We start from the raw sequence: 14,088 nt of genomic DNA, 5'->3' as shown, positions 1-14,088 counted from the left end.
CCTTTTTCCTTCTCGTCGTAACACCCTTTTAAGTCTCTCTGGACTTAATTAAAAGGTGCAGTTATGCCACATGATCGTTACTATTTTCTTTTACTTCAAACATATTTTCGTTTACTTCCGGGCGACCCGGTAAAATAAGGTTTAAGAGGACACCAATAATTGCCGCAAGCGCCATACCTTGAATTTGGAATTGTTCTGTCACTTTTAACACCGCGCCGCCAATTCCAATGACTAAGATAACAGAAGAGATGACTAAGTTGCGTTTGTCTCCAAAATCGATGCGGCTATCGACAAGCATGCGCAAGCCGGAAGAGGCGATAATTCCGAACAACAAGATCGACACGCCTCCCATCACCGGGGTTGGAATCGAGCTAATAAGCGCGGTTACTTTTCCGATAAATCCAAAGATAATCGCAATCATCGCCGCGCCCGCTAACACGTAGACGCTATAGACCCGTGTAATCGCCAATACTCCGATGTTCTCGCCGTACGTTGTTTTTGGCGGTCCGCCGATAAGCGCAGAAATCATCGTCGCAGTACCATCTCCTAAAATCGAGCGATGCAAACCTGGTTTTTGAATTAAATCGCGTCCGACGACTTTACTTAACACAAGCTGGTGCCCGATGTGTTCAGATAGCGTCACTATCGCGACTGGCGTCATTAGCAGCACAATGTCCCACGTGATGTGAACTGGATAATCGACAAATGGAAGGAGAAAGTCCGGCATTTCGAACCATTTTGCTTCCACGACTTTCGAGAAATCAACAACCCCGACAATAAGCGCGTATACATAACCAACGATAATCCCTGCTAGCACTGGGACTAAACTGAGCATGCCGCGCAAGAAAATAGAGCAAACAATCGTTGCCGCAAGCGTGACAAGCGCAACCGAAAAGTATGTGAAACTGTATTTTCCATCCGGGTTGTTCATCGCCATATTCACGGCGGTATTCGCCAATCCAAGACCGATCACAATGATCACCGGTCCGACGACAATTGGCGGCAATAGCTTCATAATCCAACGGTAGCCAGCCTTTTTAATGACGAGCGCCACAATGCCATACACAAGTCCTGCCAGAAAGCTGCCGATCATCGCCGCTCCTGGCCCTCCCGCTGTTTTTGCTGCAATAATCGGAGCGATGAAAGCGAACGATGAACCGAGGTATGCAGGAACCTGCCATTTCGTGATCATGAGAAAAGCAAGCGTTCCGAGCCCGCTGGAAATGAGTGCGATCGACGGGCTTAATCCAACTAAATAAGGCACTAAAATCGTCGCCCCGAACATGGCGAACAAATGTTGTAAACTAAGGGTTAACCATTGCATCGGCGATGGCCGGTCTTGAATATCTAACACAGGTTTGTTCATCGTAAAAACTCCTTTCTTCTTTTGCATAAAAAAACCTCTTTGCCCTTGAGGGTGCAAAGAGGGTACAGAGATAGTCCGAGCCTATCTTTCCGTCCCTTTTGCAGCCTCTCGGGACTGCATTTAAAAGGGATTGCTTTTATTTTTCATGAATGCTGACTTGATCCAACTGATCGACTTCCGTCAACTCAACGACAATCAATTCGGAGCTTGATGTTGGAATGTTTTTGCCGACGAAATCAGCGCGGATCGGCAGTTCGCGATGGCCGCGATCGACAAGCACCGCAAGCTGAATTTGCGCCGGACGCCCAAGGTCCATCACCGCGTCCATCGCCGCGCGCACCGTTCGGCCGGTAAACAATACATCATCCACTAATATTACTTTTTTATTCGTCACATCAAATGGTACATCCGTTCCTTTCACGAGCGGCTCGTGGTCGATTGTTTTTACCGTTAAATCATCGCGATACAATGTAATATCTAATTCACCAACGGGAATCGCTTTTCCTTCAATTTGTTCAATCCGTTCCGCTAATCGTTTCGCTAAATAAATGCCGCGCGTTTTAATGCCGATAAGCACACAGTCATCAATGCCTTTGTTGCGTTCGATAATTTCATGGGCAATCCGCGTCAATGCGCGGCGAATCGCTTGTTCGTCTAATACGACGGCTTTTTGCATGCCATTTCACCTCCATAAAAAAATCCTCCCGCCCAGGAAGCGAGAGGAACCGTTCACGCGTACAGAACAAGACATACTGCGCCTTACGTTATCATATTGATATTGATCCGATCCCTTCTCAGCCTCACAGGACTGAATTTAAAGGTTCTTATTCATTTGACCTTATTGTACGTTTTCTTTGTCTAGTTGTCAATCACCTTTTCGCAACAATTGTAAAAGATGCTCAAACTCAGGCGGAAGTGGCGCCTCAAACTCCAAATATTCTCCTGTACGCGGATGGGTAAATCCGAGCACTCCTGCATGTAAAGCCTGCCCGTCAATTGGCAGCGTCTTTTTCGGTCCGTATTGCGGATCGCCCGCTAACGGATAGCCAATATATTTCATATGCACGCGAATTTGATGGGTTCTTCCTGTTTCTAATTGGCATTCGACAAACGTATAGTGGCGAAAACGTTCTAACACACGGAAATGAGTGACCGCCTCTTTTCCGTTTTCTTCTGTTACCGTCATTTTTTTACGATCTCGTTTATCGCGGCCGATCGGCGCGTCAATCGTGCCGTAATCGTGTGGAATTACTCCATGAACAATCGCTTTATATTTTCGCGTCACCGTTTTTTTCACAAGTTGATCGACAAGCGACTGGTGCGCCATATCGTTTTTGGCAACCATCAATAATCCAGATGTATCTTTATCAATGCGATGCACAATACCCGGACGAAGCACTCCGTTAATGCCTGATAAATCGGTGCAATGGGCAAGCAAGGCGTTTACGAGCGTGCCGCGCATATGCCCTGGTGCTGGGTGAACGACCATGCCGCGCGGTTTATTGACAACAAGAACATCAGCATCCTCGTAATAAATATCTAACGGAATATTCTCTGGCACGACATGAAGCGGCTCCGGTTCCGGAAGGCGAACGACAACGACATCGCCGGCTGAACTCTTGTAATTCGCTTTGACATGCTGATCGTTAACGGTGACAAGCCCATCTTTTATCCATTGCTGCACTTTGGAACGAGACCATTCTTCATTTAATGCTGCAATCACTTTATCAATCCGTTCATTGTCGTATTCCGCATCAATATGAAATTGAATAACATCCATTACCGATTCTCCTTTTCTGTTTTTCCAGCAAAAAACGTTTTAATAAAGACAAGCGCTACACCGATACAAAGCGCGGAATCAGCAATATTAAACACTGGAAAGCTATATGTGCCAATGTATGTATGAATAAAGTCAACGACTTCTTTGCGGAAAACCCGGTCAATAAAGTTGCCGATCGCTCCTCCAAGCATAAGGCCCAAAGCGATTCCAAACAACCGCTCTCCGCGCGGCAAACGCTGAATATAGACGACTAACCCAATGACAACGATTACGGTAATCAAATAAAACAGCCAAAACTGCCCTTGTAAAATACCCCATGCCGCTCCGCGGTTACGATGTGAAGTGATATAAAGCACGTTCGGAATGATCGGAATACTTTCACCAAGCTGCATATATTTTACAACGAGCCATTTCGTCCACTGATCGATGGCGATGACCGCCAGCGCAATGATATAGTATATCACCATATCCCCCCACTCACGTATATCATACCTAATGCATTGTAGCATAATCAGGCAATTATAGACAATTGGATGATGCGATAAAAACAGCGGAGCCGCCGCAATCCGGCAGCTCCGCCAGCTTTAGGCGGAATAATGTTCTTTCACAATATGGGCGCATCGAGGGCATAATGTCGGATGATCCGCATCTTTTCCTACTTCCGGAGTCACCACCCAGCAACGCTCGCATGTTTCTCCTTCCGCCGGTTTGACGATAACGGCCACATTGGCCAATTTTTGCGCATCTTCTGGAGCATGTTCATAGTCATCTGCAATCGTAAACTCGGATACGATAAATAACTGTTTTAGATCTTCTTCGATCGATCCAAGCAATTGTCGCGCTTCTTTTGTCGGATATACCGTAACGCTTGCGGTCAACGATTTGCCAATCACTTTTTCGTTGCGCGCCACTTCTAACGCTTTTAACACATCATCGCGCAAGTTCATAAACGCATCCCATTTTGCAACAATCGCGTCTTCTTCGTCAATGTTTATTGTCTCTGGCATATCAACAAGTTGAACGCTTTCTTCTTTTTCTTTTCGATTTGGAATGTGCTCCCATACTTCCTCTGCAGTATGCGGCAAAATCGGCGCTACAAGCTTTGTTAACGCGACAACCGTTTCGTACAATACCGTCTGAATCGAACGGCGGGCGCGATCGTTTGGCGCTTCGATATATAAAATATCTTTTGCAAAATCTAAATAGAAAGCACTTAAATCAACAGTACAGAAATTGTTCACATCGTGATAAATGGACGCAAAATCATACGTTTCATAGGCATGCTTTACGTTTTCAATCAAATGGTTTAATTTTACAATCATGTAGCGGTCGACTTCACGTAATTCGTTAACCGGAACCGCATCTGTTTCTGGATTAAAGTCGAATAAGTTTCCGAGCATAAAGCGGAACGTATTGCGAATTTTGCGATATACTTCCGCCACTTGTTTTAAAATGCTGTCAGAAATGCGAACGTCCGCTTGATAATCAACAGAAGCAACCCATAAACGCAAAATGTCGGCACCAAGCTGTTCCATCACTTTCGCCGGCACAACGACATTGCCAAGCGATTTGCTCATTTTCCGTCCTTCTCCATCGAGAACAAATCCGTGGCTTAATACAGCTTTATACGGTGCTTTACCGGTAACAGCGACGGCAGTCGAAAGCGAAGAGTTAAACCAGCCGCGATATTGGTCGGAACCTTCTAAATATAAATCTGCCGGGCGTTGTAAATCATCACGTTCTACAAGCACTGCCTGATGGGAAGAACCGGAATCAAACCATACATCCATAATGTCTGTTTCTTTCGTAAAGATACCGTTCGGGCTTGATGGATGAGTAAATCCTTCCGGTAATAAATCTTTCGCCTCACGCTCAAACCAAACGTTCGAACCATATTGACGGAACAAGTTAGATACATGTTCAATCGTTTCGTCCGTAATAATTGGTTCACCGTTTTCCCCGTAAAAGACTGGAATCGGTACCCCCCATGCACGTTGACGAGAAATGCACCAATCGCCGCGGTCGCGAATCATATTATGGATGCGGATTTCGCCCCATTCCGGAATCCATTTTGTTTCTTTAATGGCCTGAAGCAGTTCACCGCGAATTTTATCGATGGATGCAAACCATTGTGTCGTAGCACGGAAAATCGTCGGCTTTTTCGTACGCCAGTCGTGCGGATACGAGTGAGTGATGAAACTGAGTTTTAAAAGCGCCCCGACTTCTTCTAATTTTTGCGTAATCGCTTTGTTTGCTTCATCGTAAAACAGTCCTTCAAAGCCTGGCGCTTCGCTTGTCATATAGCCGCGCTCATCGACTGGACATAGCACATCCAAGCCGTATTTTTGCCCGACAATAAAGTCATCTTCCCCATGTCCAGGCGCGGTATGAACGCATCCTGTTCCGGCGTCTGTCGTAACATGTTCACCGCAAATGACTAAAGAATCGCGGTCATAAAACGGATGTTTTGCCACGACATATTCTAAGTCTTTTCCTTTGATCGTTTTCACAACCGTTACTTCGTCCCAGCCGATTTCTTTCGCAACAGATTCTAATAACGCAGCAGCAACGACATATTTTGCACCGTTTGTTTCCACCACTTGATAATCAAGGTCTGGATGGACGGCAATCGCTAAGTTTGCTGGAATCGTCCAAGGCGTTGTTGTCCAGATAACGATCTTTTCATCCCCGTCAAGCACTCCTTTTCCATCTTTCACTGGGAATGCAACATAAATGGAAGGGGAACGTTTGTCTTTATACTCAATTTCCGCTTCCGCCAACGCCGATTCGCTTGATGGAGACCAATATACCGGCTTTAGGCCTTTATAAATAAGTCCTTTTTTCGCCATCTCGCCAAACACTTTAATTTGTTGTGCTTCATATTCCGGTTTCAACGTAATATATGGATTTTCCCAATCGCCGCGCACGCCAAGACGCTTAAATTGCTCGCGCTGATTATTAATTTGTTCATACGCATATTGTTCACAAAGCTTGCGAAATTCCGCAACGCTCATCGATTTTCGGTCAACTCCCTTTTTCGTGAGCGCTGTTTCAATCGGAAGTCCATGTGTATCCCATCCAGGAACGTATGGCGCGCAATAGCCGCTCATCGATTTATAGCGGACGATAATATCTTTTAAAATTTTATTTAAAGCGTGTCCCATATGAATATCGCCGTTCGCGTACGGCGGCCCGTCATGCAGAACAAACAATGGACGTCCTTTTGTCCGTTCTTGCACTTTTCGATAAATGTCCATTTCTTCCCATTTTTTCTGGATTTCCGGTTCACGCTTCGGCAAGTTTCCGCGCATCGGAAATTCCGTTTGTGGCATTAACAGCGTTTCTTTATAATCCATGTTCATTCCTCCTATCCTTATTATTTCATGTATAAATGAGCGAAATAGATAAGCAGCTGATCAAGTTGGAAAGACAGTAGAAACGTAAAAAACCGCTCTCTCCCAAAAAGGGACGAGAACGGTCTCGCGGTACCACCCTTATTGGCTATGTATGCCATAGCCCACTTTGCATTCGTAACGTGAATGACACGCCACTGCCTACTTTTCCGTTCAGCATGGAACTCCAGGGTGATCTTCACTCTTTCGCTTATGCCAGGCTTCCACCATCCCCAGCTCGCTGAAATAAGCGTTGAAAGAGCTACTGTCCCTTTCATCGTTAACGCCTATGTTCATTTTATTCGATATTATATGCGAAAAAATCAATGGTCGTCAAGATTGGGAGAGTTCTTCCTTCTCCTTTGTTTCTAATTCTGGCACTTCATATTCCATTAAATCATCCCAATCGCGATTATTCAACATTTCTAGCTGTGCTTCAATGAGCATGCGAAAACGCATGCGAAATACTTTCGATTGCCGCTTTAGTTCTTCAATTTCAAGAGAGATTTTCCGCGATTTCGCAAGCGCTTCGCTGATGATGCGCTCCGCATTTTTTTCCGCTTCTTTAATGATTAGTTTCGCTTCTTTCTCCGCGTTTCGCTTTACTTCTTCCGCTGTTTCTTGGGCAACTAAAATCGATTTGTTTAATGTTTCTTCAATATTAGTAAAGTAATTTAGTTTTTCTGTCAATTCCGCTACTTTTTCCTCAAGTTGCTTTTTTTCGCGAATCACCATTTCATAATCTTTAATGACTTGATCAAGAAATTCATTTACTTCATCTTCATCATAGCCGCGAAAACCTCGGCTAAACTCTTTATTATGAATATCTAATGGCGTTAAAGGCACAATGGCCACCTCCGTCTCGAAATTCCTTTTCCTTATCATTCGACATTTTTCTATCAATTCCTGCAACCATTCGATTATTTTTGTATTCCGATTCGAATGCGCCACTTTTCTTTTTTTGTTTTTCCTTCAATGGATATAATTTTACAGCGGCCAAATCCGCGCGCGGAAAGAATGTCTCCTTGTTGGCATTCAAAATGTGCTTGTTCAACGATTTTCCAATTTACTTTTACAAATCCATTTTCAATGAATGACTGAATTTTTTGCCGTGATACATGAAATGCTTGTGATAATATTGCATCCAGCCTTAATGATGAAGCGGTAATGGTCGTATCTTGCCACTTTTCTTCTAACGTGATAATCTCTGTCAATGGCCTTTTTTCTACCGAAACATTTGCTTTTCCGATTGCGTGCAAATGTAGGCGGATATAGTCCGCCACTTCGTTGGCCGCCAAAAATTGAACCCGTTCCTCCTTCATTAAAATATCACCAAATTTTCCGCGCCTCAACCCAAGCGACATGAGCGCCCCTAGCACTTGGCGATGCTCTAGGCTGATAAATTTGCTCGGATAATGGACCTCAAACAAAGCAATTTCATAATCTTCATCCGTGGGCTGAAAATATGGCGGGAACAATAGCGCTCTTTTGCGCTCCACAAACGGGGCGCCGCCAAAAAAAGCAATGCGAACCTCCTCATCGCGACCGATGACGCTTTGCACAATTTGTTGCTCACGTGGATCTAAAAAGTCAGTAAGCTTTGGTGCGTATTGTCTCTTTACCGTTTCTTGCCACTCTAATACCTGGTCAATAAAATGATGTTCTTCTTTGCGAAAATGCTGGTATATTTCCATCTGTTCACACCTAACTTCCATGAAGAAAGGAACCCTATGATGGATTCCTCACACTAAATTTAACATATCAAAAAGGGCATACAACCCTTTTGTCGCAAATTCAAGCACTAAAAAAGCGACGATCGGAGAAATGTCAATCATTCCGATTGGTGGAATAATGCGGCGAAACGGTTCTAAATATGGCTCGCAAATCGTCGCAAGCATTTGGCCGACTTTTGTATCACGAGCATTGGGAAACCATGACATCAAAATGTAAATAATTAGCGCATACGAATAAATTTGAATCAATGTACTCAAAAACCAAAGCAAACTGTGCATAAACGGCTACCACCTCTTCATTGATGTATCATCGTCACTATCGATGGAAATCGAACCAGTCACATCTACGTTATCTGGCGTGCACAAAAAAATTTTTGTGCCAACTTGTTGAATATCTCCTCCAATGGCATATACGGTACCGCTTAAAAAGTCGACAATACGCTTTGCTTGTTCGTGTTGAATTCGTTGTAAATTCACCACAACCGCGCGGCGATTTTTTAAATGGTCAGCGATTTCTTGCGCTTCCGCATATGCTCTTGGCTCAATTAATACTACTTTCGACGACTTTTGCACGCTTTGTAAGCTCACCACATTGGATTTGGTATTTGCCTTTGTCGCTTGCCGCATTTCTTCCTCTTCCTCATATTCCTCTTCATATTCTTCATATTCCTCATAGTCTTCCTCTAAAAAATAATCTTTAAATTTTTTTATCAATCCCATTGATTTCACCTCCTAAAATTCTTTTCCAACAAGCGATGTGCCAAGGCGAATAAAAGTTGCGCCTTCTTCAATGGCGATCACGTAATCGTTGGACATCCCCATAGACAGTTCCGTACATGGAGCGTTTGGAATATGTAATGCTTGTACATTTTCTTGCAATAATTTTAATTGACGAAAGCATGTACGTAAAATAGATTCATCATCTGTATAAGGCGCCATCGTCATTAAACCAATCACTTCAATATGCGAAAAATCTTGCAGCTGTTGAATAAACGGAATCACTTCTTCTTTTGCTAATCCATGTTTAGTCGCTTCACCCGATACGTTCACTTGAACAAAACATTTCACCCGCTTCGTTGCTCGCTTTTCGATTTCTTTAGCAAGCGACATACGGTCAAGCGAGTGAATATAATCCACTTTGTCAATAATATTTTTCACTTTTCGTGATTGCAGTGTGCCAATAAAATGCCATGTCGGCTCCGCGCCCAACGCTTCATATTTTTTCAACAACCCGTCATCACGATTTTCTCCCAAATCGGTAATGCCGGCTTCTAGCGCCTCTCTCGCCCGCTTTACACTTACATATTTCGTAACGGCAACAATGCGAATGTCGGCAGGGTTGCGTCCTACTCGTTGGCACGCTGCTTCAATGTTTTCTCGAATGATTGCTAAATTGTCGCGAACCGTCATCATTCATTCCTCCTTCCTGCCGATAAACGCCATCATTCTTCCTGTTTTTCCTTGATCACGGCGATGAGAGAAAAACAAATGATCAGCACAACTCGTACAATACCCGGAAACATCAATATGTTCTTCATGAATTCCTGCCTTTATCAGTAATACTTTATTCAGCTCTTTTAAATCAAGAGCATATTGCCCTATGCTCACCTGCTTATACGGAAGCTTCTCTTCCCCTTCCAAAACGCGATCGACGCGCGTGATCACACGGTCATCGACGATATAGCAACAAGCGCCAATCGAAGGGCCGATCACAACGTATATATCCTCAAGAGGAATTTGCTCACACTCATGCCAAAGACGAACCATTTCTCCCGCAATGTTTTTTACTGTTCCTTTCCATCCGGCATGAGCAAGGCCAATCATGCCATGTTTCGGAGCCATAAAATAAAGCGGTACGCAATCAGCAAAACATAAGGCAAGCAACAATCTTGCCTCTTCTGTATACAGACCGTCCGTACCCGCTATAGCGGACTGATAATCCGTTGTTCCTTTTCCACCGTGGTCGGTTGTCACCTTTTCAATGTGAACATCATGTATTTGGTCGCAACATATCCACCGTTCAAGTGGAAATTGCAACAAATCCGCCAAACGCTGTCGATTGCTGCAAACAAAAGAAGGGTCATCCCCAACATGCAGCCCTAAATTGAATGTCGCAAACGCTCCTTTACTCACTCCTCCATGTTTCGTCGTAAATCCAGCGACGATCTGAGGAAACGAATGCGACTGCAGCATCAACAATTCCTTTTCTATTTGTTGAAAAATGTCTGACATCCTCGTCTACCTCATATCTTTTTTGTTGATTTTTATCACTTTTTTTCCTATTTTATCATAGTTTGCTTAAACGTGATAATCTTTATTTTTTATTTACTCGCTTTCATGCAAACGTACTAAAATAACGTCCGCACCAATTTTGACGATATTTTGCCACGGGATGACTGTCGTTTCCTCCCGGCCAAATAAACCGAGTACTTTCCCTGATCCTAAAATAATCAGTGATTGTATTTGCCCTGTCTCTAAATCAATATCTATGTCCCCGATATTGCCTAATTTTTTTCCGTTTGCAACGTTTACCACATCTTTTGTTTGAAACTCAGAAATTCTCATCATTCAACATCCCCCGCTTTCTTCTCTTATCATAACTATATGAGTTTGCCTAGTGGCTTATGTAAAAAAGAAAAGAGCTGAACGAGCAGCTCTTATACTTGAATGTTTTTATTCATTTGACGAATCGCCGCCTTTTCCAACCGCGATACTTGCGCTTGGGAAATTCCAATTTCTTCGGCAACTTCCATTTGCGTTTTTCCTTGGAAAAAACGCTTGCGGATAATCATTTTTTCTCGTTCATTTAGACGGCGCAGTCCTTCTTTTAGCGCAATTTCTTCAATCCATTGGCTATCACGGTTGCGTTCATCACTTAATTGATCCATCACGTAAATCGGATCACCGCCATCGTTATAAATTGGCTCAAATAACGAAACAGGGTCTTGGATTGCATCTAAGGCAAACACCACTTCCTCATGAGGAATGCCAAGCACCTTTGCAATTTCTTCCGCCGAAGGCTCTTTCGCCGTCTCGCTCATCAACTTTTCACGCACTTGCAACGCTTTATAGGCAATATCACGAAGCGAGCGAGATACGCGAATCGGATTATTATCGCGCAAATATCTGCGAATTTCTCCAATAATCATCGGTACTGCATATGTCGAAAATTTTACATTTTGGTTTAAATCAAAGTTATCAATCGATTTCATAAGTCCGATACAACCAACTTGAAATAAATCATCCACAAATTCACCGCGATTATTAAAGCGTTGAATGACGCTCAATACAAGCCGCAAATTGCCATTCACTAATTTTTCCCTTGCCTCCAAATCCCCTTCATGCATTCGCTTAAACAGTTCTCTCATTTCTTCGTTTTTTAGTACAGGGAGCTTAGATGTGTCTACTCCGCAAATCTCAACTTTGTTTCTTGTCAAGTTGTTCCCTCCCATCAGGAGATGCTAAGTCGTCCATTTTCAGTATCTCCTCCGGAAGGAAAAATATGCACGCAGATCCATGCATAAAAAAACGGCAATGCGAAACCATTGCCGTCATTTTACATCATTTTATTGAATTCTTTGCGAAGCCGCTTAATAATCCGCTTTTCTAGCCGTGATATGTAAGATTGCGATATGCCAAGCAAATCGGCAACATCTTTTTGTGTTTTTTCTTCTCCGCCTGAAAGCCCGAAACGAAGTTCCATAATTTGTTTTTCACGGTCGCTAAGCTGCCTTAGCGCATTGAATAAAAGACGCCGATCAACATCTGCTTCAAGGTCTTTCGTAATCACATCATCTTCCGTGCCAAGCACATCTGATAACAATAATTCATTACCATCCCAATCAATATTTAAAGGTTCATCAAACGATACTTCCGCACGCACTTTATTATTGCGGCGCAAATACATTAATATTTCATTTTCAATGCAACGAGAAGCGTATGTCGCTAATTTAATTTTTTTCTCTGGATTAAACGTATTTACTGCTTTAATAAGTCCGATCGTTCCAATGCTAATCAAATCCTCGATATTAATTCCCGTATTTTCAAATTTGCGCGCAATATATACAACAAGCCGTAAATTGCGCTCAATAAGCAGTGACCGTGCAGTTTCATCCCCAGATGAAAGCTTTTTAATCAACATCTCTTCTTCTTCTTTTGTCAACGGTGGCGGCAGCGCCTCACTTCCACCGATATAATACACTTCATCCGCTTTAATCCTTAACTTCGCCAATAACTTATACCAAAAATAAATGATACGAAGTTTCCACGTTTTCATCAAAATCCCCCCTTCTAAATTAGCAAAAAGCGAGTATGATATAGTAACGAATCATGAAGCTGTGAGCCTCTTCCCCGTTTGTACCATTTTCGGATGTATAATACACTCATATTCTCCATCAGCAGATAAATTGGTTTCGTTTAATCCGACAAGCCCTTTTTGGATTTCCAGCCATTGTTGTTCGTAAAAAATCATGATGCGGTCTGGTCTAATCGCAACTAAAAATTGTTGTTCGCTCCCTACAACCCGATATGGAACAATACGCAGACGATGCACCCACTTTTCCAATTGCTCATTATTGATCCAATCCATTGATTTTCCTAACTGGATATGTTGCACTAATTCTTCCGGCAGCACTTCCTTTACTTTATTCATCTCAACAATCATGACAGGCATTTTCGATAGTGGATCATATAGTTGGTTGCCGCTATCAATGAGTCCTTTTAATTGAAGAGGTATGCCATCAAATACAATAAGGACGTCGACAATATGTTCAAATCGCAACTTTTTTTCGCGAATCCCGTTGATGCGTGCTCGCGAAAATAACCATAAGGCTGGGAATCCTAATAAAACAAACATCCAACTGACCGGGTCGCCCACACCGAGCGAATACGTTGTTAACACACTTGCATGAATATCGATTTGCCGCTGCAAAAAATAATGGACGGCAATCATACCTCCTCCGACCGTAAACGTCACAAAATAAAAGGCAAATAAATTTTCCAAAAAATACCTTATTCGTTTAAATCCAAATGTAACGAAAACGATGAGAAATGAGAACACAATTTTGATTGCCGGATGCTGAGCATACATAGAAAACGGTGTAAACATCATTACAACAAGAGATGCGCCAATAAACGCTCCAAACAACACTCGCCACCACACGACATCCCGCTTTAACATAATTGCTGTCAACCAAAGCAATAAACTGTCAAAACAAACATTTAATAACCAAATGACATCCAAATAAACGGCCAATCAAACAGCCTCCTTCACTCACAACAAAAACAAGCAGTTTCTGAAAATAGTATATAGTACATCTTATTGGAAAGTCTGTCAATTTATGATGGTGAAATACAGGAATTTTTGTCAAAGAAACAAGAAAAGCGGAGGCGGCGCGATTAGCTCTCGAAGCGAAATGTTCTTCGACCGCTGAAGTGCTTGCACTTCAAGGGAGAAGGTTATTTCGCACAAGAGAGCTAGCCGCCGAGCTAGACAATAAAGAAAAGCGGAAGGCGCCCAATTTCGCCTAAAAGCTGCCCACGTCCTGTGGGCAACGGCGAAATGTCGCCATCCTGGCTCCGCGACACGCGCTGAAGGACCCGCGAGGAGGCTCAGACCAAACAAAGTTTGGTCTTGCGTGGGTTGTTCAGAGAAGTTAATTCAATGTGTTGCCGCCGCAACTAGGCAAATGGAAAAGCAAAAGGCGCCCCTATTTCTCCTAAGAGTGACCCCGCGTCCTGCGGGCAACGGCGAAATGTCGCCATCCTAGCTTCGCGATACGCGCTAGGAAAAAATATTAACTAAAAGAAAAAGAGCAC

The 14,088-nt window shown here is 43.2% G+C and carries 15 protein-coding genes and 1 other annotated feature; all 15 genes read right to left on the bottom strand.

The window, feature by feature from the left end:
• Positions 1–61: 61 nt before the first annotated feature.
• Complete coding sequence (locus tag B9L23_RS06020) at positions 62–1,366, bottom strand: solute carrier family 23 protein (protein ID WP_089097480.1); 1,305 nt, start codon at positions 1,364–1,366, stop codon at positions 62–64.
• A 136-nt stretch (positions 1,367–1,502) separates the two neighbouring features.
• Complete coding sequence (gene pyrR, locus B9L23_RS06015; RefSeq protein WP_089097045.1) at positions 1,503–2,042, bottom strand: bifunctional pyr operon transcriptional regulator/uracil phosphoribosyltransferase PyrR; 540 nt, start codon at positions 2,040–2,042, stop codon at positions 1,503–1,505.
• 189 nt (positions 2,043–2,231) lie between these two features.
• Entirely contained in the window at positions 2,232–3,146 is a 915-nt protein-coding gene (locus B9L23_RS06010; protein ID WP_015863376.1) for an RluA family pseudouridine synthase, read from the bottom strand.
• Positions 3,146–3,613 (bottom strand): signal peptidase II, encoded by a 468-nt coding sequence (lspA, locus tag B9L23_RS06005; RefSeq protein WP_015863375.1) that lies wholly within the window; start codon positions 3,611–3,613, stop codon positions 3,146–3,148. The genes B9L23_RS06010 and lspA overlap by 1 nt, the downstream gene beginning before the upstream one ends.
• A gap of 117 nt (positions 3,614–3,730) precedes the next feature.
• On the bottom strand, positions 3,731–6,502 hold the full coding sequence (gene ileS / locus B9L23_RS06000) for an isoleucine--tRNA ligase (protein ID WP_062753463.1): 2,772 nt from the start codon (positions 6,500–6,502) through the stop codon (positions 3,731–3,733).
• A gap of 105 nt (positions 6,503–6,607) precedes the next feature.
• Positions 6,608–6,825, bottom strand: a binding site (T-box leader).
• A 46-nt stretch (positions 6,826–6,871) separates the two neighbouring features.
• Entirely contained in the window at positions 6,872–7,384 is a 513-nt protein-coding gene (locus B9L23_RS05990) for a DivIVA domain-containing protein (protein ID WP_015863373.1), read from the bottom strand.
• A gap of 74 nt (positions 7,385–7,458) precedes the next feature.
• On the bottom strand, positions 7,459–8,232 hold the full coding sequence (locus B9L23_RS05985; protein ID WP_062678258.1) for a YlmH family RNA-binding protein: 774 nt from the start codon (positions 8,230–8,232) through the stop codon (positions 7,459–7,461).
• Between the two features lie 48 nt (positions 8,233–8,280).
• Positions 8,281–8,550, bottom strand: a complete 270-nt coding sequence (locus tag B9L23_RS05980) for a YggT family protein (RefSeq protein ID WP_062678259.1) — start codon at positions 8,548–8,550, stop codon at positions 8,281–8,283.
• Between the two features lie 6 nt (positions 8,551–8,556).
• Complete coding sequence (locus B9L23_RS05975) at positions 8,557–8,991, bottom strand: cell division protein SepF (protein ID WP_015863370.1); 435 nt, start codon at positions 8,989–8,991, stop codon at positions 8,557–8,559.
• 12 nt (positions 8,992–9,003) lie between these two features.
• Positions 9,004–9,681, bottom strand: a complete 678-nt coding sequence (locus B9L23_RS05970) for a YggS family pyridoxal phosphate-dependent enzyme (RefSeq protein ID WP_041269847.1) — start codon at positions 9,679–9,681, stop codon at positions 9,004–9,006.
• A gap of 3 nt (positions 9,682–9,684) precedes the next feature.
• Complete coding sequence (gene pgeF, locus B9L23_RS05965) at positions 9,685–10,503, bottom strand: peptidoglycan editing factor PgeF (protein ID WP_015863368.1); 819 nt, start codon at positions 10,501–10,503, stop codon at positions 9,685–9,687.
• Positions 10,504–10,596: 93 nt separating this feature from the next.
• On the bottom strand, positions 10,597–10,839 hold the full coding sequence (locus tag B9L23_RS05960) for a YlmC/YmxH family sporulation protein (protein WP_015863367.1): 243 nt from the start codon (positions 10,837–10,839) through the stop codon (positions 10,597–10,599).
• 89 nt (positions 10,840–10,928) lie between these two features.
• The gene (gene sigG, locus B9L23_RS05955; RefSeq protein WP_062753466.1) at positions 10,929–11,708 is read right to left on the bottom strand and encodes an RNA polymerase sporulation sigma factor SigG; all 780 of its coding nucleotides are present in this window, start codon (positions 11,706–11,708) and stop codon (positions 10,929–10,931) included.
• A 119-nt stretch (positions 11,709–11,827) separates the two neighbouring features.
• Positions 11,828–12,547, bottom strand: coding sequence for an RNA polymerase sporulation sigma factor SigE (gene sigE, locus B9L23_RS05950; protein ID WP_015863365.1), 720 nt, complete (start codon positions 12,545–12,547; stop codon positions 11,828–11,830).
• 51 nt (positions 12,548–12,598) lie between these two features.
• The gene (gene spoIIGA / locus B9L23_RS05945) at positions 12,599–13,525 is read right to left on the bottom strand and encodes a sigma-E processing peptidase SpoIIGA (protein WP_089097044.1); all 927 of its coding nucleotides are present in this window, start codon (positions 13,523–13,525) and stop codon (positions 12,599–12,601) included.
• Positions 13,526–14,088: the final 563 nt, after the last annotated feature.

The sequence above is a fragment of the Parageobacillus galactosidasius genome, assembly GCF_002217735.1.
GTDB lineage: Bacteria > Bacillota > Bacilli > Bacillales > Anoxybacillaceae > Parageobacillus_B > Parageobacillus_B toebii.
Note: the sequence above shows the minus strand (reverse complement) of the source record. Positions and strands in the feature narration are given on the sequence as shown.

Excerpts from the sequence above, each read along its gene's own strand:
- B9L23_RS05975 (WP_015863370.1), bottom strand. The coding sequence starts at position 8,991 with ATGGGATTGATAAAAAAATTTAAAGATTATTTTTTAGAGGAAGACTAT.
- B9L23_RS05985 (WP_062678258.1), bottom strand. The coding sequence starts at position 8,232 with ATGGAAATATACCAGCATTTTCGCAAAGAAGAACATCATTTTATTGAC.
- B9L23_RS05980 (WP_062678259.1), bottom strand. The coding sequence starts at position 8,550 with ATGCACAGTTTGCTTTGGTTTTTGAGTACATTGATTCAAATTTATTCG.
- pgeF (WP_015863368.1), bottom strand. The coding sequence starts at position 10,503 with ATGTCAGACATTTTTCAACAAATAGAAAAGGAATTGTTGATGCTGCAG.
- B9L23_RS06010 (WP_015863376.1), bottom strand. The coding sequence starts at position 3,146 with ATGGATGTTATTCAATTTCATATTGATGCGGAATACGACAATGAACGG.
- pyrR (WP_089097045.1), bottom strand. The coding sequence starts at position 2,042 with ATGCAAAAAGCCGTCGTATTAGACGAACAAGCGATTCGCCGCGCATTG.
- ileS (WP_062753463.1), bottom strand. The coding sequence starts at position 6,502 with ATGGATTATAAAGAAACGCTGTTAATGCCACAAACGGAATTTCCGATG.
- B9L23_RS05970 (WP_041269847.1), bottom strand. The coding sequence starts at position 9,681 with ATGACGGTTCGCGACAATTTAGCAATCATTCGAGAAAACATTGAAGCA.
- B9L23_RS06020 (WP_089097480.1), bottom strand. The coding sequence starts at position 1,366 with ATGAACAAACCTGTGTTAGATATTCAAGACCGGCCATCGCCGATGCAA.
- B9L23_RS05960 (WP_015863367.1), bottom strand. The coding sequence starts at position 10,839 with ATGATGAGAATTTCTGAGTTTCAAACAAAAGATGTGGTAAACGTTGCA.
- sigE (WP_015863365.1), bottom strand. The coding sequence starts at position 12,547 with ATGAAAACGTGGAAACTTCGTATCATTTATTTTTGGTATAAGTTATTG.
- lspA (WP_015863375.1), bottom strand. The coding sequence starts at position 3,613 with ATGGTGATATACTATATCATTGCGCTGGCGGTCATCGCCATCGATCAG.